Here is a 23,683-nt window from a genome sequence, read left to right on the forward strand (position 1 = left end):
TGATGGCGGTTCTCTTTACTAAGTACGTTATACTTTGTAGAGAAATTTCTGATACGCCGCATTGTGATGTGAATCACTCTATGGAGGTGGGATGGCCGGGCCGAAGGAACGCAGTAGCGCGGGAGACCCCGTACGGACCCTCGAGTTGCTGTGGCGGGTGCCCAGCTCGTCCGGGCGCGGGCCCAAGCAGCGCAGCAGTGTCGACGAGGTGGTCGCCGCGGCCATCGAGATCGCCGATGCCGAGGGCATCGGCGCCGTGACGATGCGCGCGGTGGCCGCCCACCTCGGGCTCACCCCAATGGCGACCTACACCTACGTCCCCGGCAAGGCCGAGCTGATCGATCTCATGCTCGACGCCGTCTACCTCGCCATGCCGCGCGCCGACCTCACCGGCCTGCCGTGGCGCGAACGGGTCGCGACCGTCGCCGCGGAGAACCGCGCGATGCTGACCGAGCACCCATGGGTGGCCTACATCCCGACCACCCGCCCGCCGCTCGGCCCGGGCCAAACCGCCAAATACGACCACGAATTGCACGCCTTCGACGGCCTCGGCCTCGACGACGTCCAGATGGACGCCGCCCTGACCTACCTGCTCGGCTTCGTCACCTCCGTCGCGCGCATCGCGAAGGACACCGCCGTCGCCGCCGCCACCACCTCGATGTCCGACACCGAATGGTGGGAACGCGCCGCGCCGCTGCTCGAATCCCTCATCTCCCCAGACCGATACCCGCTCGCCACCCGCGTAGGCGCCGCCGCAGGCGCGGCCCACGATGCCGCCTACAGCGCCGATCACGCCTACGAGTTCGGGCTCGCCCGGGTGCTCGACGGACTGGAAAGATTGATCGGCCGCGCCGGCAACTGATCGACAAGCCTTGTGCCACAGCAAGATCGGTGCACATTGCGCGCACCGGCTGCGACAATGTGAATATGCCCGACGTACGTGCTCATATCAGGAACGGGCGTCCGGTCCGCGCCCATTACCGTCGCCCGTCAGGACGCAGATACCGATCACCGCGTTACCACCACTACCGCGTCAGGCGATCATCGCGGAGCTTCGGCTCCCCGTACGGCACCCGGCCCGTGGCCGCCACCGAACGCGACACCGATATCGACAGCATCTTGGGCATCGGCATCATGTGTGTGTTCTTCGGCCTGATCGCTGGGCTGGTCGCGCTGGTGGTGAGCACTGTCGGGTCGAGCGGAGTCGATGCCGAACGGCAGCCGCCGCCGGTGCCCGTTCCCGCGCCGCCGACGGCTGCGAAACCGCCGCCGCCCCCGTGCTATCCGTTCCAGCCCGCGTGCTGACGTCACCGCTCGGCGACCAGCCACGGTTCGATGCCCGTGACGTTCGCACAGCAGACGCCGCGTCCCGGTCGGTGCTAGTGCTTCATCTCGTCGCGTTGAATGCGCAGCGCGGTGATCGTCGAGGCCAGACCCTCGTACTGGTTTGTCAGCAGGACGATTTCGATGAGATGGCGGTCGTCGTAGTAAGTCGCCAGCTGCTCCCAGGCGGCGTCGTCGATGTCACGGGTGGTGACCAATTGGTCGACGGCGGTGAGCAGGGCCCGATGCTTTTCGGACCAGCCGGTGGCGTCCGGGCCGGTGCGCACCCGGTCCAGGATCTCGGGGGTGACGCCGGCGCGCTTGCCGAGCTTGATGTGATGGTCCATCTCGTAGTCGCAGGAGCGCAGATGCGCGACCCGCAGGATGACGAGTTCGGATTCGTGCCTGGTCAGCTTGCCGCCGGGCATGAGCTTGCCGGAGTAGTGCAGCCAGCCGCGGAACAATCCGCCGGTACGGCCGAGGGTGCTGAACAGATGCGCGTCCGCGGTACCCGCGGCCCGCGAGAGCACCTGCCAGACCACCCAATTGATCGGTCCCAGCTGACGCAATCGCCCCGGGGACACACGTGGTTGCGACGTCGAAACCATCTGCGCTCGCCTCTTTCACGAAACTCGGTGCACCCGGCCGTGCGACGACCGGACGCGCAGGCCCTGCCCGAGCCTACCCGCGCCTCGGCTGCGGGTGGGGCCCCCGGAGACCACCCACCAGCGTCCGCGGTGCGCGACAGCCCGCGCCCACCAAGTTCCCGAGTTCCCGAGTTTCCGAGCTGCCGAGCTGCCGAGCTGCCGAGCTGCCGAGCTGCCGAGCTGCCGAGCTGCCGAGCTGCCGAGCTGCCGAGCTGCCGAGACGATCGGGCCCCTCCTCGGCTCCGGGTCCGGCCCCGACATGCAGAGCCGGACCTGCCCTGCGGACAAGGGCCTGCTATCGCCCGAGCAGGTCCGAAACGACGACGAACCGATACCCGTCCGCCTTCAACGCGGCAGCGATGCCCGGGATCGCGGCCAGGGAATTCGCCCGGTTCCCGAACATGACGTGCAGCAGGATGATCGAGCCGGGCCGCACCTCTGCCACGGTCTGCTCGACGATCCGCTCGGCGCTCGGCGCGCTCCCGGAGTCGGGCTCCACATCCCACATCACCGTGGTCGTGTCGTGGTCGGAGAGATACTTCGGCAGCGTCCACAACTTTTTGCCGTAGGGCGGGCGGAAGGTGATCGGGCCCTGGTATCCGGTCCTGCGGATCTCGGTGTCGGTACGGCCCACCTCGTCGGCGACGGTGCCTGGCGTCACGAACACCATGCGCCGGTGGTTGTAGGTGTGGTTGCCGATCTCGTGACCGGCCGCCGCGATCGCCGCGCCGAACTCCGGGTGCGCGGCCAGATCACGCCCGTTGAGGTAGAACGTGGCGGGCACCTCGGCCTCGGCCAGCACCTTCAGTACCTCGGGAGTTTTGGTGGTCGGTCCGTCGTCCAGCGTCAGTGCGACCACCTTCTCGTCGGTGTCGACTCGATCGACGATCCGGCCGGCCAACTGGAAGGTCCGCGAGTTCATCAAGGAGTAGCCGCCGACGGCCAGCACAACGACCACCACCAACGTCACCGCCGCGCCGATCAAGACCCGGCGCTTCATCGTCGGCCCGTCATCGGTTCGGCCACACTTCTTTCAGTCGCGCGGCCGCCTCGGCGGCCTGGCGTACCCCGGCCTCGTACGCGGGTTGCAGCGCGGCGGTGCTGAACAGGTCCACTCCGAACGCTTCGATGGCGCCTGCGTCGGGCACGATCGAGATCTCCCGTCCGCAGCCGTGCTCACGGTCGGCGCGGCTGCGCGGATACACGTGTGCCAATGGCTCCATGATCACCACGACGTCGGCCCCGGCGGCCAGATCGGCGTTGATGCTGGAGCGGTAGCCACCGTCGTAGTAGTGGCTGCCGTCGATCGGGATGGGCGGGAAGACACCGGGCACGGCCGTGCTGGCGGCCAGCGCTTGCGGGAGAGTGGCGACGTCGTCGCGGGTCCACGGCCGCAGTTCACCGGTGCCCGCGTCGATGGCGGTGATCACCAGGTCCGCATCCGGCCAGTCCGCGAAGCCGACCAGCGCGCCGATCCGCTCGATATGCTCGGCCGGCTCACCGGTCCTGGCGGCCAGAGCCAGCTCGCCGATCCGCCTGCGCATCTGCCGCGGATCCTGCCCCTGCCGGCCGATGAGGCCGGTGATCTCCATCATGACCGTCGAATCGTATTGCACGGGAGCCGAATCCGACCGTTCGGCGGCCATCAGCCGCGACAGCTCGCCGTCGCCCGCCAGCACCGAGCCGACCACAGCGCCCGCGGAGGTCCCGACAAACCGATCCGCTCGCGTCAGATCGATTCCCGCCTCCCGCAACCCGACCCCGAGACCGACCAGCCAGCAGATCCCTACCGGCCCGCCCCCGCCGAGCACCAGCGCGATCCGGTCCTGTTCCGCCGCCACATCAGACATGTAGGCAGGCTAACGAACACGCGCGTGATCCGCTGTGGAACTTCCACCGAGGCGGCCGATCACCGAATGAGGTCGGCAGCATCGACGCATCGACCGACGACCGCGCGGTGAGCCGCAGCGCATTGATCAGGCCCATGAACGCAAGCGACCCGGCGCGGTGCGGGTGGCACCGGCGCCGGGTCGGCAGGGACCGATCGGTTCGCGATCAGAAGTTGATCATGTGTCCCGCGAGGCCGTGGATGGCTTCTTGCAGGGCCTCGCTCAACGTCGGGTGGGTGTGCACGTTGCGGGCGAGCTCGTTGACCGTGAGGTCCCACTTCTGGGCCAGGGTCAGCTCCGGCAGCAACTCGGAGACGTCGGGGCCGATGAGGTGGCCGCCGAGCAGTTCACCGTGCGTGGTGTCGGAGATGAGCTTGACGAAACCGGTGGGATCGCCGAGGCCGTGCGCCTTGCCGTTGGCGGTGAACGGGAAGGTCGCGACCTTCACGTCGTAGCCCTCGTCGCGGGCCTGCTGTTCGGTGAGACCGAAGCTGGCGACCTGCGGCTGACAGAAGGTGGCGCGCGGCATCATCCGGTAATCGCCGAGGGGCATGGTCTCCGCACCGCCGATGGTCTCGGCCGCGACCACACCCTGCGCCTCCGCGACATGCGCAAGCTGCAGCTTGGCGGTGACGTCGCCGATGGCGTAGATGTGCGGCACATTGGTGCGCATGTAGTCGTCGATCGCGATGGCGCCGCGATCGGTGAGCGCCACGCCGGTGTTCTCCAGGCCGTAGCCCTCCACCCGCGGCGCGAAGCCGACGGCCTGCAACACCTTGTCGACGGTGACGGTCTCCACCGAGCCGGACTTGTTGTCCTTGATGCTGACGGTGACCTTGGAGCCGTCGTCCTCGATGGACTGCACGGCCGCACCGGTGGTGATGGTGATGCCGAGCTTCTTGTACGCCTTGGTGATCTCCTTGGAGACGTCGGCGTCCTCATTGGGCAGCGCGCGATCGAGGAACTCGACGATGCGCACGTCGACCCCGTAGTTCTTCAGCACGTAGCCGAACTCCATGCCGATCGCGCCCGCGCCGACGATCAGGATGGATCCGGGCAGGTCGCGGGTGAGGATCTGCTCCTCGTAGGTGACGACGTTGGCGCTCAGCGAGGTGCCGGGCAGCAGCTTGGTGACGGTGCCCGTCGCGATGATCACGTTGTCGAAGGTGACGGTGTCGGTGCCGCCGTTGCTCAACGCCACCGAGAGGGTGTTCGGGTCGGTGAAGGTACCGAGACCGTCGTATTCGGTGATCTTGTTCTTCTTCATCAGGAAGTGGACGCCCTTGACCCGGCCGTCGGCGACCTTGCGGCTGCGGTCGAACGCCGCACCGAAATCGAAGGACGCCTCACCGGAGATACCGAAGGTCTTCGCTTCCTTGGTGAAGATATGAGCCAGCTCCGCGTTGCGCAGCAGCGCCTTGGATGGGATGCAGCCCACGTTCAGGCACACGCCACCCCAGTATTTCTGCTCGACAATCGCTGTTCGCAGGCCGAGTTGAGCGGCACGAATCGCGGCGACGTAACCGCCGGGACCAGCACCGAGAACGACGACATCGTAGTGGGAAGTCACGGCTTCGAGCCTAACGCTGTTGCTGGAAGTTCACTCGCCTATCCCCCGCAATGGTGAGGAGTCGACGGCTACTCGTGAGTAGTTATTCCAGCTGTCGCGGGTGGTTACGGTGGTCCCGTGGTTACCGGGCGATACGGCAGTGCCGGTCTCAGTGCCGCGACGATGTCCGGCGGGGCCGAATCGCGGGCGCGAACGAGACCGCGGGCCGCGAGCACCGCCCGCGCCGAACCGGGCCGATCGGATCGGTTCAGCACCTCGCCGGATACCGGGCGCCTCGGCCGGTCAGACGAGCGAGTGGGCTCGTATGTCGCCCGGAGCGCCGAGGCGGACCACGTCGACGCGCGAGTGCACGGGGGCGCGGCGGCCGCCGACACGCTGGGCGGAACCGCTTCCACCCAGCTGATCCGCCTGGTCCGCGACACCGCGCTGCGGGCAGGCATCGCCCCCGAACGCCTCGCGGCGATTCATGGCACCTCGGACGACGCACTGCGCGGCGAACTCGACCGGGTACCGATGCGCTCGCTGATCCAGCTGTGGGAGCTGCTCGCTAGCGCCGGGCCGGGTGCCGGGCTCGCCGTCGTCGAGGACGCACCGCTGGGCCGGCTCAGCACCTGGGACTATCTGATCACCACTGGCGCGACTCTCGCCGATTCGCTCACCGCGGCCCAGCCGTACCACCAGCTCGTCACCGCCGCGACCGAAGGTTTCGATCTGCACCATGCTGGTGAGCTGACCATCGGCTACCGCACCGGGGCGGGCGATCCGGCGGTGGCCTCGGTCGTCAACGAGTACGTGCTCGGCTACTACCTGCGGCGGGCCCGCGAAGGTCTCGGCAGGAACGTCGTCCCGGCCCGGATCACCTTCAGCCATCCGGCTCCGCGCGAGCACCGGATGCTCACCGAAGCGTTCGGCACCAGCCGCATCGAGTTCGACGCGCCCGCCGACACCATCACCTTCGCCGAAGCCGACGCCCTCGCCCCGCTGGTCCGCGCCGACCCCGCTCTCGCGGAGCTGCTGCGCAGTCACGCGGATCTGGTGCTCGCCGCCGCGCGTCCGGTCGCGGGACCGCTGGACGAATTCCGTAACGCCCTCGCCGCTGCCATCGACGCGGGCGCTCCCACCCTCGCGGAGGTCGCGGCCCGATTGACGATGAGCCCGCGCAGCCTGCAACGACGGCTGGCCGACCACGGCACCACCTGGCGTCATGAGCTCGATCGGGTGCGATATCGCCGCGCCGAGGAGCTCCTGAGCGCCGGATCGACGACCGCCACCGTGGCTGCCCGCCTCGGCTTCACCGACGATCGCGCACTGCGCAAAGCGTTTCGGCGCTGGAGCGGAGCCGCGCCAGGAACTGTTCGGCGCCGCTGAGATTCAGCCCGCGCAGCCGGCACCGGAGCCCGACCAGTCGGCTGCCGACGGGGCCGGCGGCGGGCATCGGGGCGCCCGGGCAGGCACTCACCGCGACGACCGGACCGGCGTGTTCGGTACTGCCGTGCCGCACTCTGCCCGCCGGTAGCGCCGCGTCCGGCGGCGACGAGTCCCACTGCGGCTGGGCTGCGACTGGCTTCGTCGGCGGGCGGCGCGTCCGGACCGGTTCGTGGCATGCGCGGACCTGGGATGCGTCCCGGAACCGCCATACCTTCGTCGTATCCGGACGGACAGTCCGCGAAGCGAGAGAGGCACAACGATGCAGATCACCACCGGACAGCAGATTGCGGCCAACGAGCAAGCTCACTCGCCCGCCCCCACCACCACCCGCGAAATCCGTTTGGCCGCACGCCCTTCCGGTGCGCCGACCGCCGCCGACTTCGATCTCGTCACCACGCCGATCCCCGCCCTGGCCGACGGCCAGGTCCTGGTCCGCAACACCTGGATGTCGGTCGACCCGTACATGCGCGGCCGCATGGACGACAAGCCTTCCTACATTCCGCCGTTCCAGGTGGGTGCGGCGCTGGAGGGTTCGGCGCTGGGTGAGGTGATCGCGTCCCGGTTCGCCGGAATTCCGGTCGGCGCCACCGTCACCCACTTCGCGGGCTGGCGCGAGCACGCGGTGATCGACGGCGACACCGCCACCGTCATCGACCCGTCCCTCGCCGAACCACACCACTATCTCGGCGCCCTCGGCACCACCGGCCTCACCGCCTACGCGGCGCTGACCGATGTGGCCCCGGTCCGCCCGGGCGACACGGTGTTCATCTCGGCGGCGGCGGGAGCGGTCGGCAGCGTGGCCGGGCAGATCGCGCGCGAGCTCGGCGCGAGCCGGGTGATCGGTTCGGCGGGTGGCCCGGCCAAAACCGAATTGCTGACAACGGAATTCGGCTTCGACGCCGCCATCGACCACCGCGCCGGCGACCTCGCCGGCCAATTGGCGCAGGCCGCGCCCGAGGGCATCGACGTCTACCTCGACAGCGTCGGCGGCGAACACCTCCGCGTCGCCGTCGAAGCGATGCGTCCACACGGCCGGATCGCCCTGGTCGGCGCCATCAGCGGCTACAACGGCGACTCCACCCAGCGGGGACCGGACCTGTTCCTGGCCGCCACCAGGGAAATCACCCTGCGCGGCATGCTGGTGAACAGCTACTTCCCGATCTTCGGCGAATACATCGCCAAGGCCGCCGGATGGCTCGCCGACGGCACCCTGCGCACCCGGCACACCGTGTACGAAGGTCTCGACCAGGCCCCCGCCGCCTTCCTCGGTGTCCTCACCGGCGCGAACTCGGGCAAGATGCTGGTCCGCCTCGGATGAGACGCGGACTGCTCGCCGTCAGGGACGGGGCTCGTCATCGCCCCGCCCCTGGCCGCCCGCAGCGCCGCCGGCGAGCGTGGTCGATGCGTCGACCGTCAGTCGACCCAGACCTGCTCGGCGACCCGGCGGAAGTTCCCGCCGAACACCGCGGCTCGGTCGGCTTCGCTGAATCCGCGCTCGGCGAGCACGTTGTCCAGTCCTGGCACCTCGGCGAGGCCGAGCAGGTCTTCGGGTGGGGTCCATTGCAGGGGGCCCCACTTGGTGTACGCATCGGAGAAGGCGCCGGGATTGGTGCGGATCTCGTGGTTGAAGTCCTCGGCGTCGAACGAGTAGTCGGAACCGATGCCGATGTGGTCGATGCCGACCAGTTCCGCGCCGTATTCGATGTGGTCGGCCATCGCCAGCACCCGTTCGGCACGTTCGTGCTCGCCATTGCGGCCGAGGAAGATGCCGACGCCGTTGATCCCGATCACGCCGCCGGTGGCCGCGCAGGCCCTGGCCTGATCGTCGGTGATATTGCGCGGATGCTCCCAGACCGCGTCGAAGTTGGCGTGGCTGTAGATCATCGGGGCCTCGGTGAGTTCGGCCAGGTCCAAGCCGGTGCGGCGGGAGCAGTGCGCACCGTCGACGAACACGCCCGCCTCGTTCAACGCGCGCACCAGGTCGCGGCCGTAGCCGGTGAGCCCGGTGTCCTCGGCATCGAGGCAGCCGCAGCCTGCGGCGTTCGCGTGGTTGTAGGTGGGCAGCAGCGAGCGGACGCCCAGATCGCGGAAGCGGGCGACGTTGTCCAGGTCGCCGTCGAGCGGGGCCGCGTCCTCGAGGTCGAAGGCGAGCGCGATGGTGTTCGGGTCGCCGATCTCGGAAACCTTCGTGACCAGCCGGAACCGCCCGTCGGCGTGGGCGTCGGCGCGAAATTTCTGCAGTAGGGCGAGGGTGTCGGCGCTCGACTGCGGCGAATAGCCGACGTTCACCGACAGGTACGACCCCAGCGGGTAGCGCGCCAGCTCGCTGACGTCGGCGGTCGGTAGCAGCGGCAGGCAGCTGTGCTGCTCCCACAGAAACGGCGGCACGGCAACCTCCTGGATAGTTCAGTATCCGAGCAGCTCATCCTATGTCTCGCCGCCGGCGGCCGAGGGTAGCCGCGTGGCGGTCGTCACCGCTGGGCAACAATGTGAGGATGAGCGGCGTTGACGAGGAAGTGACTGATCCGTATCTCTGGCTCGAAGAGGTGACCGGCGAGGCCGCCCTCGACTTCGCCCGCTCGCATAACGACGTCGTGGTCGAGCGCTTCGCCTCCGCCGACCGGTTCACCGAGTTGCAGCGCCGCATCCTGGACATGCTCGACACCGACACCAAGATCGCCTACCCGGGCCGTCGCGGGCAGTGGCTGTACAACTACTGGCGCGACGCCGAACATCCGCGCGGACTGTGGCGGCGCACCACCTTCGACGAGTACGCCACCGACAACCCGGACTGGGATGTGCTGATCGACCTCGACGCCGTCGCCGCCGAGGAGGACGAGAACTGGGTGTGGGGCGGTGCGGGCGTGCTGCGACCTTCGCAGAGCCGCGCGCTCATCTCGCTCTCCCGCGGCGGCGCCGATGCGAAGGTGGTACGCGAATTCGATCTGGAGACCAGGAAGTTCATCGCTCCGGAGGATGGCGGGTTCTTCCTGCCCGAGGCGAAATCGCAGATCAGCTGGATCGACATCGATGCGGTGTACGTCGGCACCGATTTCGAGCCCGGTTCGCTCACCGATTCCGGGTATCCGCGCATCGCCAAGCGCTGGCGTCGCGGCACCCCGCTCGCGGCGGCGGAGACGGTGTTCGAGGGCGAGGCCGCCGATGTGGCGGTGTCCGCAGGCTACGACCGGACGCCCGGCTACGAGCGTCACTACATCGGGCGCGCCATCGACTTCTTCAACGAAGAGGTGTACCTGCTCGAGGCCGACGGCACCTGGCGTCAACTGGAGACACCGCTGGATGCCAGTGAATCCTGGTACAAGGATTGGTTGCTGGTGCGGTTGAAATCGCCATGGGAGGTCGGGTCGACCACCTACCCCGCCGGCGCGCTGCTCGTCACGAACTTCGACGATTTCCTTTCCGGTGGACGCGATTTCGAGGTCCTCTTCGAACCCGACGCCCACACCGCCTTGCACGGCTACGGCTGGACCGAGAACCATCTACTGCTGGTCACACTCGAGGATGTGCAGACCAAGCTGTACGTCCTCACTCCCGGCGCGGACGGCTGGCGCCGCGAACCGCTCGCCGACACTCCGCCGATGTCGACCACCGGCGTGCTGAACCTCGACCCGCTCGAGGGTGGTGACGAATTCATGCTCACCACAAGCGGATTCACCACCCCCGCCACGCTGCTCGCCGGTTCCGTCGGCGGCGAGACCACCCGCCTCAAACAGGAACCCGGCTTCTTCGACACCGACGGCATCGAGACCGAACAATTCTTCGCCCGCTCCGATGACGGAACCATGGTGCCGTACTTCGTCATCCGCCACCGTGACCACAAGGACTCGCCACAGCCGACGGTGATGTCCGGGTACGGCGGCTTCGAGGTATCCCGCACCCCCGCCTACAGCGGCGCCTCCGGCATGGGCTGGCTCGAACGCGGCGGCACCTGGGTGATGACCAATATCCGCGGCGGCGGCGAATACGGCCCCGAATGGCACACCTCGGTGCAGAAAGCCAACCGGCACAAGGTGTACGAGGACTTCTCGTCCATCGCCCGCGACCTGGTGGCCCGCGGCATCACCACCCATGAACAGCTCGGCGCCGTCGGCGGCTCGAACGGCGGCCTGCTCATGGGCGTCATGCTCACCCGCTACCCGGAACTGTTCGGCGGCATCGTCTGCCAGGTCCCGCTGCTGGACATGAAGCGCTACCACCGCCTGCTGGCCGGCGCCTCCTGGATGGCCGAATACGGCGACCCCGACAACCCCGAGGAATGGGAGTACATCAGCAAGTACTCCCCCTACCAGAACGTCCGCGCCGACAAGCAGTACCCACCCATCCTGCTCACCACCTCCACCCGCGACGACCGCGTCCACCCCGGCCACGCCCGCAAAATGGCGGCGCTGCTCGAACAACTGGGCCACAAGGTCTGGTACCACGAAAACATCGAAGGCGGACACGGCGGAGCCGCCGACAACAAACAATCCGCGTTCCAAGCGGCGCTGATCTACGAATTCTTCACCCAGATGCTGGTGGAGAAGCGGGGGTAGGAGTTCGATCCCTCGGCCTACGCCGAGGGGCCTTCACCACGCTCGAGCAGTTCTTTCAACCGCTGATGGCTGGCCGGTGCGCCCTTGGCCGCCACGCGCCGAACCATTGGCACCAGGGCGGTGGCCGCCCCGCGGCCGTCGAAGTCGAGGGTGAAGGTCACCCGGCAGCCGTGGTCACCGCGCGGCTCGACGGTAATCGTCGCGGCCGGGCGGATCGCACCGTCGACCCCATGCGCGGCCCAGAAAGTGGATGGCTGACCACTGTGGTCGGCCATATCTGCTTGGACATGCTGCGCACCCGGACCTCGCGCCGAGAGGAGCCATTCGACCAGCGCCTACCCGAACCGGTCATCACCCGGGCGGGCGTAGACCCGGAGCAGGAGGCGGTGCTCGCGGATGCGGTGGGGCTCGCGATGCTCATCGTCCTCGATACGCTCGCGCCGGCCGAGCGGGTCGCGTTCGTGCTACACGACATGTTCCAGATGCCGTTCGACGAGATCGCCCCGATCGTCGGCCGAACCGAGGTGGCGGCGAGACAGCTTGCCAGTCGTGCCCGTCGACGAGTCCGGGCCGCACCGATGCCCGATCCCGCCCTCGGTCGACAGCGCCGGGTGGTCGACGCCTTCCTCGCCGCGGCGAGAGCCGGTGACCTGGACGCCCTTGTCGCGACTCTGGACCCCGATGTCGTCGTGCGTGCCGAAATCGGCGGCGGTGTGGTCAGGGACCTCCGTGGCGCATCGGAAATCGCCGAGCAGGCAATCGCGTTCGCGTCGCGCGCGGAGAACGCCCGCCCGGCACTCGTCAACGGTGCTGCCGGTCTGGTCGCGGCGAGTCACGGTCAGCCGCTCGCCGTACTGGCCTTCACCGTCGCCGGAGGCACGATCGCCGAGCTGGACATTTTCGCCGACCGTGAACGCCTGAGCCGCCTGGACCCGGCATTTTTCGGCGACGAGCGGGCATCCGGCACCCACGACCAAAGGTACTATGGCTGACATAGCTATGGCACCCATCGAAGGAGTGGATCGTGGCCGATGCGGATGGGCATCCTGATCTCGAGGAGTTCGATCTGTCCGCGGTGCTTGCCGCGCTGGCGGATGACAATCGGCGCAGCGTGATCGCGCAGTTGTATGCCGAGCCGGAGGGGACCGAGCAGTTCTGCAGTGTGTTCGGGATGCCGTGGGCGCCGTCGACGCGGACCCACCATTTCCGGGTGCTGCGCAAGGCCGGGTTGATCTGGCAGCGGGATGTGGGCAACGGCCGGATGACGAAGTTGCGGCGTGACGATATGGAGCGAGTGTTCCCCGGGCTGCTCGAGGCGATTCTCGCCGCCGACCGGCGTCGTCATCCGGCCGCGCCGGCTACCAGGTGACGGGCAGGGAGACCGGCCGGTGCACGAGCACCCCGGTTTCCCACTGAATGGTGTTCTCCGGCACCGCGAGTTCCAGGGTGGGCAGTTCGGCGACCAGGCGGCGCAGCACTTCGGTGATCTCCATCCGCGCCATCGCCGCACCCATGCAGTGATGCATACCGTAGCCGAACTGTAGGTGGCGCTTGCCATTACGTGCGGGATCGATCACTGCCGGATCGGGATACACATCCGGGTCACGGTTGGCGGCATGCGCGTCGGCGTAGACGATGTCACCGGGGTACAGCACGCCCGCGCCGAGCTGGATCTCGCGCGTGCTCACCCGGGGAAACGTCGAGATCCGACCGAGCGGTAGCAGTCGCAGGAACTCCTCCACGGCGGTGGGGATGTCGTTGGGATGATCCACCAGGTACCGCCACAACTCCGGTCGCGCCAGGGCCACATAGGCGATCTTGGTGATCACCGACAGGATGTTCTGATCCCCGCCGACCACCGAGCCGAGCAGAATCGCCGCGTATTCGGCATCGGTAACCGGCGGCGATACCGAATCGCGTGCGGCGAGCAGGTCGAGGATCAGGCCGGGCCGCAGGTCGCGGCGCCGCGCCACCAGGTCCTCGATGTAGTGGTAGAGCGTCCAGAAATCGGCGAGCAGCTTGTCCACATCGGTGTCGTGGGCCAGCTGCATCTCCCGCGACAGATGCCGGAAGTGGGCGATATCGGCGGCGGGGATGCCGAGGTAGTCCACATTGACGCCGATGGTCACCGGATCGAGCAGCGCACCCACGAGGTCGGCCGAACCGCGTTCACGCTGGGCCCGCAGCTCGGCGAGCGCATCGTCGAGCACCCGGTGCACGGCGGGCACCCGCCGGGCCATGGTGGCCGCACTGTAGGCCGAGGCCACGAAGCCCTTGAGCCGCCCGTGGCCGGGATGGTCCAGATTGAGCAACATCTCAGTGGGCATGATCGTCGGCAGGAAGGTGGGACCGTCGTCCACATTGGTTTCCGCCCGCGCGAAGCTGACATCGGTCAGCACCGCGTGCACGTCGCGATAGGAGGTGAGGTGCGCGGCGGTATGCCCGCTGGGCAGCGTGACCTGCGGTAGTCCACCGCGCGAACGCTCGGGCAGCGGTTCGATCATGGTGGGCGGGGCGATACCGGCGAGACCGTCGAGATCGACCCGGACCGCGTCGAGTGCGTGGGTCATGAGGTGACTCCTTCTGGGCTGGAACCGAATTCCCGGTTCTCGGTGGTTCGTGCACGACCGCGCACCGCGACGATGAGGAGGGTGAGCACGACGAGCAGGGCGATGAGAACGCCGACTGTGGTGGTGAAGGCCGTCCGGTAGACGTCGGGGTGGCCGAACTGGCCCGCCGCGGTGTCATGGGCGGCCGCTCCGCTGAGCTGCGTGCCGACGACCGCGGCCAGCACGATGGCGTAGCCGGCCACGAAGACCGCCTCGCTGCCGATGCGGAAGAAGTTCAGCAGCCCGGCCGCGGTACCACCGCGTTCGGCGGGAACCACCGACAACGCGTGTCCGTCGACCAGGCCGATCGGCAGACCGAAGCCGAGGCCGAGCAGCACCATCGGGACGATGATCCACGCGACCGAGCGGTCCTGGGACAGCGCGAGCACACCGGCGTTGCCGAGGATCAGCGCGCCGAGGCTGAGGTAGACGACCTTGCCGATGGTCAGCGCCGGGAAGCGGGTGATCAGCTGCCCGACGGCCACCGGGGCGACGAAAACCGGGATGGTCATCGCCAGCATGAGCAGCCCGGAGGTGCCGGCCGACAGGTCGGTGATACCGCTCAGGGCCGAGGGCAGATAGGTGAGCAGGGTGACGAAACCGATCGAACCGGCCACCGGCACCAGGCACATCGCCAGGAACTCCCGATTGCGCAGCAGGCCGAGATCGAGGATCGGACCGTGTTCGGCGGCAGCGGGTTTCGCCGCGGGCAGCAGCCGCGTGCCGATTCCGGCGGCGGCCAGGATCAGCGCGTGCACCACGAACACACCGCGCCAGTCCACCAGTGAGATCAGCAGGCCGGAGATGGTCGGGCCGAGGGCGAGGCCGAGGCCGTTCACCGTGCCGAAGACGGCGAAGGCCTTGGTCCGGGCCGGGCCCTCGTATGCGGCGGACAGCAGGGCGGTGGAACCGGTGAGGATGGCCGCGGCTCCGACACCGGCGAGCACCCGGGCCAGGTCGAGCACCAGCAGATTCGGCGCGGCGACGCTGCCGACGCTGCCCGCGACCACCAGCGCGGCACCGAGGCCGAAGGTGCGGCGATGCCCGATGCGGTCGCTGACCGCTCCCCACAGCAGCGTGGTGAGCGCGAACGCGATATTGAATCCGTTGACAACCCATTGCAGCGCAGTGGGATTCGAGCCCAGATCTTCGGAGATGAGTGGCAGTGCGATCGCGGTGCCCGCGATCGCCATCGGTGTGACGAACTGAGCGGCGAGCACCACGGGCAGCGTCGCCCGGCTCGGTGTCGCGCTCGGTACTTCGGATTCGGTGGTGACTGTCGACATGAATACCCCTGGGGCGGTGGATGGACTGGACGCGGAGTCGGCGACTACCCGGCCGATAGGTACTATGATCCTAGTAGCTACGATCCTTCTAGTACAACCGCAACCGCGCACCGGCCCGCGACCACCCCGCCCCAGGAGAATGTGATGACCACGGCGCCCCGGCCCGACCACAGCAGCACCGATGCCCTCATCGACACCGATGTCCTGGTGGTCGGCGGCGGCCCGGTGGGCATGCTGGTCGCCGCAGAACTGGCCTTGCAGCAGATCCGGACCGTCGTCGTGGAAACCCGCACCGAACTCGATGTGCGCCCGCGCGCGGGTACGGTGCACGCGCGGTCGCTGTCGCTGCTGGCCCGTCGCGGTTATCTCCCCGGTGTCCGGCCCGAGGACATCCGCCGCGATCCGCACGGCGTGCGCCGGACGCGATTCCAATTCGCCGCCCAGCCGGTGCTCGCCCTCAGCGCGCCGAGTGTGGAACCGGCGCCGATCGCGGGGATCCCGCAGGCTCGGCTGGAGGCCGCGTTCGAGGAACGCGCCAGGGAACTCGGTGCGCGAATTCTGCGCGGCCACACCGTCACCGGGCTGACGGAAACCGCCGAAGCGGTGCGCGCCGATGTTCTCGACCTCGCCGGCGACCGCACCCTGCGGATTCGCGCGGCCTATGCCGTCGGCGCCGACGGTGCCCGCAGCCTCGTCGCGCGTACCGGCAATTTTCCCGCCACGACGTACCCGGCGAGCATGAATGCCATTGCCGGGCTTGCCGTCGCCGCAGCGCCGGAACAGATTCCGCCCGGCTGGAATCCGACGTCCACCGGCTGGACCATGCACAACCCGAACCCGTACGGCCAGGCCCGAATCATCGCGATGGATTTCAGCGGTCCACTCGAGCACCGCCCGGAACCGACCATCGAGGAGTACCGCGACCGTCTCGGTCACGTGCTCGGCACTCCACCGGAACTGGCCGAGATCAGCCACCTGACCCGGTTCAGCGACCACGGCCGCTTCCGCACCCGCCTGCGCGACGGACGCCTGCTGCTGGCAGGCGATGCCGCGCACAGTCACTATCCGCTGGGCGGCCAGGGCCTCAATACCGGCATGCAGGACGCGTTCGCGCTGGGCTGGCGGCTGGCCAGGGTCATCACCGGAGGCGACCCGCCCACGATCCTGGACGACTACTCGCGCGAACGCGTGGCCGTCGCCTCGGCGGTGGTGGGCAATACCGTGCTGCAATCGCGGATGATGAACCCGCACTCCCCGCAACTGCGCGATGCCGTGCTGGCCATGCTCGCGGTTCCGGTGATCCATGATGCCGTCGCCCAGCTCATCAGCGGGCAGTTCCAGTCCGGTTTCCAGCACGATCTGGTGCTGACCGAGGCCGATGGCCGCGAGCGCACCCTGGTGGAGTTGCTGCGCGCGGGCCGATTCGTGGCGATCCGGCCCGACGAGCACACACCGGTGCCGGACGCACCGGCCGATGCCCTGGTGGTGACCGGCAAGGTAACCCCGGACCAGACGTGGACCTCGGCCCTGATCCGGCCCGACGGCTACCTCGCCGCCACCTTGTGAGGCAATGGTCAGCCGGGCCATCGGTCGAGGACCTCACGCACCTCGGCGATGGCCTGCCCGGCATCACGGAACCGCACCGCCGTCCAGCCCGACGCCCGTGCGGCGGCACAATTCTCGGCCAGATCGTCGATCAGGACGCATTGCTCTGGTGCGACGCCCGCGGCCTCCGCCGCGATGGCGAAGATCTGCGCATCGGGTTTGCGGAACCCCACCCTGCAGGAATCGACGAGCGCACTGAGCACGTCATCGAGATCGATCATGCTGCGCCAGTGCGGTTCCCATTCGACAACGTTGTTGCTCAGCACTCCCACCGGAGTTCCGCCTTCGGCCAGTTCGATGACGAAATCGCGCACCGCCGGGTTCACCTGGTGCCCGGCGAACCACTGCCGGCCGAAATCCGCTTCGCTGCGCGAGAGGTCGAGATCGGGTTCCTTGGCCCGGATCGCGGCATGCAGCTTGCGCACCCAGGCCCGCTCGTCGAGCAGGGCCAATTCGATCGGCGCCAGCGGCGGCAGCCCGTATTGGGCGCCGACTTCGGCGATCGCGTACTTGAACAGGTCCACCGGAATGCCCGTCACCTGCTCGTACCGTAGGAACAGCTCATCCAGCGGTGGGGAGAGCACGCCACCGAAATCGAACCAGACGAACGGCCCCGACGCGATCGGCCCGCTCACTGGACCATGGTCCAGACGTCGGCCGGGCGGAAGCGCAGTTCCACCGCACCGGCGGCGATCACGTCATCGCCCTGGACCAGACTCACCTGAGCCCGCGCACCGCCGGCGTCACCGGGCACCGCGGCTACGGTGGCCTTGGCGACCGTATCGCGTTCGAACTCACCGAATTTGGTGAACTCGATATCCAGCCGATGCATCACCATGCGGCTGGTGTCCAATCCGAGCACGGCGTTCGCGGCGGCCATCGCGATCTGGCGGGCGGCCTCGAACTGCAACATGCCGGGCACATGATCGAGGGCGTGATCGAACAGCGAGGGGTGGTTGGTGTCGATGATCGTCAGCGCCGACAGCTCCAGCCCGGCCAGCACCGGGTTGGCGAGGATGGCATTGCGCGGATTGTGCCTGCCCACCGAGCCCGGCCGCATCCGCGCGACCGGCAGCTGCTCCGGAATCGTGTGCTGCGGCGGCAGGCCGAGCGATTCGCGCCCGCGCACCCGGATCCGATTCCACACCGGCGCGGGCATCCACTGATAGACCATCACCTCCCTGGCGGCTTCGTGGCCCTCGATCTCGGCGACCATCTCCAGCGACAGGCCGATGATCTGATCGTCCCGGCGCTTCTCGCCGACCACCCGCGCCTCGATGACGCAATGTCCGGGGCAGTTGCCGATGCGCAGGGTGTCCGGATCGGCGATGGCGAAATCGGCGGAGCCGAAGATGAACTTCTCCGAACGATCCACCCCGAGAAAGGTGTGCGCGTAGTAGATGGCGACCTGCCGGAACACCTCGATCAGCAGCAGCGGATCGTAGGTGGTGGAGGTGCCGCGGTGATCGCTGAAATACGAGTGGTTGCGGGGTAATTGGGCGGCGAAGACGGCTCCGCCCGGCACCGGCTGGGCGTCGGTGAGGAACACCTCGGCGATGGATTCCCGGTGCACGATGCCGCGCGGGATATTGCGGTCGAAGGTCAGGGTCGGGGTCTGCGTTGCTGCGGTCATGATCGAGCCTTCCAGGAGGGAGTGGCGGCGGTCTGGTCAGCGGACGGCGATGTCGTATGCCCAGGCGTTGACGCTGTTACGAGGCGGGTCGAACAGCGAGGTCACGTTGTGCACGGCGGAGGTGGCGGCGACGCTGTTGCGGTCGGTGTAGAGCGGGATCGCGACGGCGTTGTCGAGCAGGTGGGCGGTGATCTGATCGAACAGCTGCTTGCGCTGCTGCCGGTCGGTGGCCTTGGTTGCGTCGATGAGCCAGCGGTCCACCTGCGGATCAGCGAGTTTGGAGCCGGCGACGATGGAGCCGATGGTGATGCCGTCGATCTGGCCGTATTTCAGGTCCGGCGAGGTGGATCCGTAGGCGCGGTTGAATTGCAGCGACAGATCCAGCCCGCCCACCTGGCGTGGGAAGGCCTCGTACTGGTTGCGCGCGAGCAGGTCGTAGACCTGCGCGTTCTCCACGAACTGCAAGTCGACCCGGATGCCGAGGTTCTGGCGCAGTTCGGCCTGCCAGGCCTTCAGGAAATCGTCTTCGGGATAGGTCGGCACGGTCGCGAGCAGCCGGATGACCAGCTGTCGGCCGGTGCTGTCGGTGCGATAGCCGTCGGCGTCGCTGCCGGTCCAGCCGGCTTCGTCGAGCAGGGCGCGCGCGGCGGGAAGATCTGCGGTGCCGCGGTTTTCGTACTTGGCGTCGTAGTAGGCGCTGTCCGGCGAGATCAGGCTCCAGGCCCGGCGCTGGGAGCCCTTGGTGAGACTGTCGACCACCGCGGCGATATCGACGCCCTTGGCGATGGCCCGGCGAACCCGCACATCGGTGGTCGGCCCATTGGTGAGATTGAGCATGATGACCGTGGGCGAGGCCGCCGAGCCGATCTGCTCGTACTGGAACCCGTCGATGCCGTCGAAGAGCCCGATATCGGTGGCCTTGACGGTGCCGATCGCGTCGACCTCACCGCTGCGCAGCAGACCGGCCCTGGTGGACGCCTCCGGGATGTACTTGACCACCAGCTCGTCCAGGTAGGCGGCGCCCTGATGCGTGGCGGTGGCCGGGCCCCAGCGGTAGTCGGGGTTCTTCCGGAACCTGATCTCCTGGCCCTGCACCGCCTTGTCCAAGATGAACGGCCCGGATCCGACGAGACCGGCGCCGCTGGTGAGGGCCTGCTTATCGCCGGTGAGCGTGCTCGGCGCGACAATGGCGCCGCTGAGTCCGGCCAGGGTGGACAGGAAATCCGCTCGCGGCGTGCTCAGCGTGATCCGCACCTTGTAGGGGTCGAGCACATCGACGGCGCTGACGCTCGAATACTGCAACAGCCCGAGCACCGTCCACGACGGCGACTGCGGATCGCGCAGCAGATCGATATTCGCCTTGACCGCATTCGCGTCGAACTTCTCGCCGTTGTGGAAGGTCACGTCCTGGCGCAGGGTGAACTCGTAGACGGTGCCGTCGGGTGAGATGGTCCATTCGGTGGCCAGCCAGGGATGGAACTGTTCTTCGCGGTCCTCGGCGATCAGGCTGTCGTAGCTGTTGCGCAGCACCTGCGAGGCGTCGAACGCCGCACCGAAGTGCGGGTTGAGGCCGCGTTCGGGATAGTTCGGCAGGGCGATGGTGAAGGTGCCGCCTGCCTGCGGCGGGGAGGTCGGGCCGCCACCGCCGCTGCCCGGTTCCGGGTCGGAGGCGCAGCCGGCCACCGCCAAGGCCAGGGTGGCGAGCAGTAGCAGGAAGGGTCGAGTAATGCGGTTACGCACGCGAATAGCTTTCTGTGGTGGCCCGCGCGGGCAGGCGCGGAACGGATTCGAGCAGGGCACGGGTGTAGGGCGCCGACGGTGCGGTGAAAACGTCGTCGGCCGAGCCGGATTCGACGATCTCCCCGTCGTGCAGGACCAGCACGCGATGACAGATCTGCCGGACGACGGCCAGATCGTGGGAGATGAAGACGACGGCGACGTGGTTTTCGCGCGCGAGCTCGGCGATCAGCGCGAGGATCTGGGCCTGGACCGAGATATCGAGCGCCGACACCGGTTCGTCGCACACCACCAGCCGCGGCTGCGCGCCGAGCGCCCTGGCGATATTGACCCGCTGCCGTTGTCCACCGGACAGCTCGCGGGGATGGCGATCGATCACCTCGGCGGGCAGACGCACCGCGTCCAGCAGCCGCCGCACCTCGGCCGCGGCGCGTTCGCCACGACCGAACCGCACGGCGACGCTTTCGGCGATGATGTCGCCGACCCGGTAGCGCGGGTCGAACGAGCCCACCGAATCCTGGGCCACCAGCCCGATATCGCCGGGACGGCGGGTGGCCCTGGTCAACGGCGCGTCACCGAAACGCATCGCACCGCTGTCGGGCTCGACGAGACCGGTGATCATCTTCGCCACCGTGGATTTCCCGGAACCGGATTCGCCGACCACCCCGAGCACCTCGCCTGCCTGCACCTCGAATGAGATGCCGGTGGCGGCCGGGACCGAACGCCCACGCACCCGATACGACTTGCCGAGCCCGTGCGCTTGGAAGATCGACGGCCCGGCCGGCGGCGGCGCGCCCGCGCTGCCCTGCGGCACCGCGGCCAGCAGCTGCCTGGTGTACGCGTGCGCGGGCGCTTCGATCACCTGCCGGGCCGGGCCGGACTCCACGATCCGGCCCGCTTTCATCACCAGGATCCGGTCCGCCACCGCGGCGACGACCGCCAGATCATGGCTGACCAGGATCATCGACCGGCCGCCCGCGACCTGGCGGACCAGCAGGTCGAGCACCTGCGCCTGCACCGTCACATCGAGCGCGGTGGTCGGTTCGTCGGCGATGAGGATATCCGGATCGCCGGCCAGCGCCGCGGCGATCAGTGCGCGCTGACGCTGCCCACCCGACAGCTGAAAGGAATGCTGCCGCTTGCGAATCGCGGGATCGGCGATGCCGACCGAGGTCAGCAGTTCCTCGATGCGACGGTCGCGTTCGGCACGCGGTAGTGCCGGTAGGGATTCACCGATCTCGGCGGCGATCGTGCGGAGCGGGTCGAGGGCGACGAGGGCGTCCTGGAGGATCAGGCCGATCCGGGTGCCGCGGATCCGGCGCCACTGCCGCTCGGTCAGCTCCTGCGCGGAGGTGCCGAACAGGTCGAACCGGTCGGCCCGCACCCGCGCGCCGTCGCCCGCCAGGCCGACCAGGCTGCGGGTGGTCACCGATTTGCCGGAGCCCGATTCGCCGACGATGGCCAGGATCTCCCCGCGCCGCAGCTCGAAGTCGATTCCGTCGACGACATCGCCGGCGCGGCCCGCGAATCCGATGCGCAGATTCCGCACCCGCAGCACGGTCTCGGCCTCGGTGTCCGCGGATGGTTCGGCGGTGGCCGTGAGCGTCATGGGTGTGCCCTCCGTTCGAAGCGGTGACCGGCGTAGCGGCCGAGCACGGTGGTCGCCAGCACGACCACCGTGACGGCGGCGCCGGGGAAGGCCACCGACCACCAGGCGATCCGCAGATCGCCGTGGCCCTCGGCGAGCATCGAGCCCCATTCCGGTTCCGGTGGTTGCGGCCCGAAGCCGAGGAAGCTCAGGGCCGCCGCGCCGAGAATGCTGGTGCCGAGCCCGAGCGTGACCACCACCGGAAGCGAACGCAGGGCGTTGGGCAGGATGTGGCGCACCACAATCCGGGTGCGCGACCGGGTGAACAGGCCCGCCTGTGCGACGTATTCGCTGCCGCGCACGGCCCGCGTCTCCGCCCGCATCACCCGCGCGAAGCGCGGTGCGGCCGCGATACCGATGGCGAGAATGAGATTCGGCGTGCCGGTACCGGTGAAGGTGATGAGCACCAGGGCGAGCAGGATCTCCGGGAAGGCGCCGAGCAGATCGAAGGTGCGCGAGGCGATCGCGTCGACGATGCGGTTGCCGATCCCGGCGATCAGGCCGAGCGTCACCCCGATCAGTACCGCGAGCGCGGTCGCCGATACGCCGATCGTCAGCGACAGCCTGGCCCCGTGCACCACCCGGGTGAACACGTCGCGGCCGAGCTGATCGGTGCCGAACAGATGGGCGGCCGATGGCGGTTGGTGCGCGGCGAGCAGATCGGTCTGCAGGGGGTCTCCCGGCCCGAGCACGCCGGGCGCGAGCGCGGCCAGCGCCGCGAGCGCCAGCACCGCTGCCGCTGCCCATACGGCTGCCGGATGCGCGGGCAGCGCGGGAAAGCGCAGGCGTGCTGCGACTTTCGTGGTCATGGCGTGGCCTCCCGCAGTCGCGGATCGATCCAGAGGTAGGCGATGTCGACAAGCACCGTCACGGTCAGGTAGATCGCCGCGGTCAGCAGCGCGACACCGAGCACCACCGGGACATCGGAGTAGGTGACCGCCTCCACGGTCGCGCGGCCGATGCCCGCGCGGCCGAAGACTTCCTCGATCACGACCGTCCCGGTGAGCAGCCCACTGACCGCCCAGCCGGCCAGCGTCGCCGCGGGAATCAGCGAATGCCGTAGCCCGTGCCGCAATCGCAGCCGGGTGGTGCTGATCCCGCGCGAGCGTGCGGTGAGCGCGAACGGCTGCTCCAGCGCGCGCTCGATCCCCTCGCGCATCACCTGTGCGAGCACCGCGGCGATCGGCAGCGCCAGCGTGACAGCGGGCAGGATCAGCCGCTGGAACTCGTTTCCCGCCGTCACCGGCAGCACCTTCAGGGTGAAGGCGAAAATCCAGATCAGGATGAGCCCCATCCAGAACGGCGGCGCCGAGGCGAGCACGACCTCCGCTGTGCCGAGTGCGCGGCTGAACACATCGCGCCGTCCGGCGGTCAGCACGGCCAGCAGCGGCGCCAGCACCACCGCGATGAGCAGGGCGAATCCGGCGAGCTGCGCGCTGGTGCCGAGCTGTTCGCCGAACAGGATGTCGGTCACCGGTTCGCCGCGCACATAGGAGTAGCCGAGGTCACCGTGCAGCAGCCGGTCCAGATGCCGCACGTACTGCACGCCGATCGGTTGATCCAGACCCCAGTCCTGTTCGATCCGCGCCCGCTGGGTGGGATCGCTCGACTCACCCATGATCGCGGTGACCGGATCACCCGGTGCGATGTGCACGGCGAGGAAGGCCAGGGTGACCGCGGCCCACATCATCGCGACCGCGGACAGCACGACGCCGACGATGCGGCCGAGCACGACGTGACGATGCGCAGTCATCG

22 protein-coding genes are annotated in these 23,683 nt (G+C 68.5%); 8 read left to right on the forward strand and 14 right to left on the reverse strand.

Annotation, left to right across the window (positions count from 1 at the left end):
- Positions 1-91: 91 nt before the first annotated feature.
- Entirely contained in the window at positions 92-862 is a 771-nt protein-coding gene (locus tag GV790_RS03480; protein WP_163810362.1) for a TetR/AcrR family transcriptional regulator C-terminal domain-containing protein, read from the forward strand.
- A 218-nt stretch (positions 863-1,080) separates the two neighbouring features.
- The gene (locus tag GV790_RS03485) at positions 1,081-1,305 is read left to right on the forward strand and encodes a hypothetical protein (protein ID WP_163810365.1); all 225 of its coding nucleotides are present in this window, start codon (positions 1,081-1,083) and stop codon (positions 1,303-1,305) included.
- Between the two features lie 74 nt (positions 1,306-1,379).
- On the opposite strand, the gene GV790_RS03490 is transcribed toward GV790_RS03485, so the two are convergent.
- The 4 genes from GV790_RS03490 to lpdA form a co-directional block, all read right to left on the reverse strand.
- On the reverse strand, positions 1,380-1,931 hold the full coding sequence (locus GV790_RS03490) for a carboxymuconolactone decarboxylase family protein (protein WP_163810367.1): 552 nt from the start codon (positions 1,929-1,931) through the stop codon (positions 1,380-1,382).
- A 334-nt stretch (positions 1,932-2,265) separates the two neighbouring features.
- On the reverse strand, positions 2,266-2,970 hold the full coding sequence (locus GV790_RS03495; protein ID WP_163810369.1) for a polysaccharide deacetylase family protein: 705 nt from the start codon (positions 2,968-2,970) through the stop codon (positions 2,266-2,268).
- A gap of 10 nt (positions 2,971-2,980) precedes the next feature.
- A complete protein-coding gene (locus GV790_RS03500) occupies positions 2,981-3,820 on the reverse strand; it encodes a patatin-like phospholipase family protein (protein ID WP_163810371.1) in 840 nt (279 codons plus the stop codon).
- Between the two features lie 205 nt (positions 3,821-4,025).
- Positions 4,026-5,429 (reverse strand): dihydrolipoyl dehydrogenase, encoded by a 1,404-nt coding sequence (gene lpdA / locus GV790_RS03505; protein ID WP_163810373.1) that lies wholly within the window; start codon positions 5,427-5,429, stop codon positions 4,026-4,028.
- A 117-nt stretch (positions 5,430-5,546) separates the two neighbouring features.
- On the opposite strand from lpdA, the gene GV790_RS03510 reads away from it, so the two are divergent.
- A complete protein-coding gene (locus GV790_RS03510; protein ID WP_280210348.1) occupies positions 5,547-6,797 on the forward strand; it encodes an AraC family transcriptional regulator in 1,251 nt (416 codons plus the stop codon).
- Between the two features lie 319 nt (positions 6,798-7,116).
- A complete protein-coding gene (locus GV790_RS03515; RefSeq protein ID WP_163810375.1) occupies positions 7,117-8,175 on the forward strand; it encodes an NADP-dependent oxidoreductase in 1,059 nt (352 codons plus the stop codon).
- Between the two features lie 95 nt (positions 8,176-8,270).
- Here the strand turns inward: GV790_RS03515 and GV790_RS03520 are convergent, their stop codons facing one another.
- Positions 8,271-9,245 carry a dipeptidase gene (locus GV790_RS03520; protein ID WP_163810377.1) on the reverse strand — a complete coding sequence of 325 codons (975 nt, stop codon included), beginning with the start codon at positions 9,243-9,245 and terminating at the stop codon, positions 8,271-8,273.
- 107 nt (positions 9,246-9,352) lie between these two features.
- Here GV790_RS03520 and GV790_RS03525 point away from each other — a divergent pair, with 107 nt between their 5' ends.
- Positions 9,353-11,410 (forward strand): prolyl oligopeptidase family serine peptidase, encoded by a 2,058-nt coding sequence (locus GV790_RS03525; protein ID WP_163810379.1) that lies wholly within the window; start codon positions 9,353-9,355, stop codon positions 11,408-11,410.
- 17 nt (positions 11,411-11,427) lie between these two features.
- On the opposite strand, the gene GV790_RS03530 is transcribed toward GV790_RS03525, so the two are convergent.
- Entirely contained in the window at positions 11,428-11,685 is a 258-nt protein-coding gene (locus GV790_RS03530) for an SRPBCC family protein (RefSeq protein WP_163810381.1), read from the reverse strand.
- Between the two features lie 12 nt (positions 11,686-11,697).
- On the opposite strand from GV790_RS03530, the gene GV790_RS03535 reads away from it, so the two are divergent.
- Complete coding sequence (locus GV790_RS03535; RefSeq protein ID WP_256672981.1) at positions 11,698-12,402, forward strand: sigma factor-like helix-turn-helix DNA-binding protein; 705 nt, start codon at positions 11,698-11,700, stop codon at positions 12,400-12,402.
- A 32-nt stretch (positions 12,403-12,434) separates the two neighbouring features.
- Complete coding sequence (locus GV790_RS03540) at positions 12,435-12,779, forward strand: ArsR/SmtB family transcription factor (protein ID WP_163810385.1); 345 nt, start codon at positions 12,435-12,437, stop codon at positions 12,777-12,779.
- Here the strand turns inward: GV790_RS03540 and GV790_RS03545 are convergent.
- Positions 12,769-13,980 carry a cytochrome P450 gene (locus GV790_RS03545; RefSeq protein ID WP_256672982.1) on the reverse strand — a complete coding sequence of 404 codons (1,212 nt, stop codon included), beginning with the start codon at positions 13,978-13,980 and terminating at the stop codon, positions 12,769-12,771. The genes GV790_RS03540 and GV790_RS03545 overlap by 11 nt on opposite strands.
- Entirely contained in the window at positions 13,977-15,305 is a 1,329-nt protein-coding gene (locus tag GV790_RS03550) for an MFS transporter (protein ID WP_163810387.1), read from the reverse strand. The genes GV790_RS03545 and GV790_RS03550 overlap by 4 nt, the downstream gene beginning before the upstream one ends.
- A gap of 144 nt (positions 15,306-15,449) precedes the next feature.
- Between GV790_RS03550 and GV790_RS03555 the strand changes: the two genes are divergently transcribed.
- Positions 15,450-16,871 carry an FAD-dependent monooxygenase gene (locus GV790_RS03555; RefSeq protein ID WP_163810389.1) on the forward strand — a complete coding sequence of 474 codons (1,422 nt, stop codon included), beginning with the start codon at positions 15,450-15,452 and terminating at the stop codon, positions 16,869-16,871.
- 8 nt (positions 16,872-16,879) lie between these two features.
- On the opposite strand, the gene GV790_RS03560 is transcribed toward GV790_RS03555, so the two are convergent.
- Genes GV790_RS03560 through GV790_RS03585 form a run of 6 tightly spaced genes read right to left on the reverse strand, consistent with a single transcriptional unit; the run spans position 16,880 to position 23,681 of the window.
- Positions 16,880-17,545, reverse strand: coding sequence for an HAD family hydrolase (locus tag GV790_RS03560; protein ID WP_280210741.1), 666 nt, complete (start codon positions 17,543-17,545; stop codon positions 16,880-16,882).
- Positions 17,542-18,543 (reverse strand): AfsA-related hotdog domain-containing protein, encoded by a 1,002-nt coding sequence (locus GV790_RS03565; protein WP_163810391.1) that lies wholly within the window; start codon positions 18,541-18,543, stop codon positions 17,542-17,544. The genes GV790_RS03560 and GV790_RS03565 overlap by 4 nt, the downstream gene beginning before the upstream one ends.
- A 36-nt stretch (positions 18,544-18,579) precedes the next feature.
- Complete coding sequence (locus GV790_RS03570) at positions 18,580-20,283, reverse strand: ABC transporter substrate-binding protein (protein WP_163810393.1); 1,704 nt, start codon at positions 20,281-20,283, stop codon at positions 18,580-18,582.
- Positions 20,276-21,889, reverse strand: a complete 1,614-nt coding sequence (locus tag GV790_RS03575) for an ATP-binding cassette domain-containing protein (RefSeq protein ID WP_163810395.1) — start codon at positions 21,887-21,889, stop codon at positions 20,276-20,278. The genes GV790_RS03570 and GV790_RS03575 overlap by 8 nt, the downstream gene beginning before the upstream one ends.
- Complete coding sequence (locus GV790_RS03580; protein ID WP_163810397.1) at positions 21,886-22,737, reverse strand: ABC transporter permease; 852 nt, start codon at positions 22,735-22,737, stop codon at positions 21,886-21,888. The genes GV790_RS03575 and GV790_RS03580 overlap by 4 nt, the downstream gene beginning before the upstream one ends.
- Complete coding sequence (locus tag GV790_RS03585; protein ID WP_163810399.1) at positions 22,734-23,681, reverse strand: ABC transporter permease; 948 nt, start codon at positions 23,679-23,681, stop codon at positions 22,734-22,736. Before GV790_RS03585 ends, GV790_RS03580 begins: the two co-directional genes overlap by 4 nt.
- Positions 23,682-23,683 lie beyond the last annotated feature (2 nt).

This window comes from Nocardia cyriacigeorgica, from assembly GCF_010858045.1.
Lineage (GTDB): Bacteria > Actinomycetota > Actinomycetes > Mycobacteriales > Mycobacteriaceae > Nocardia > Nocardia cyriacigeorgica_E.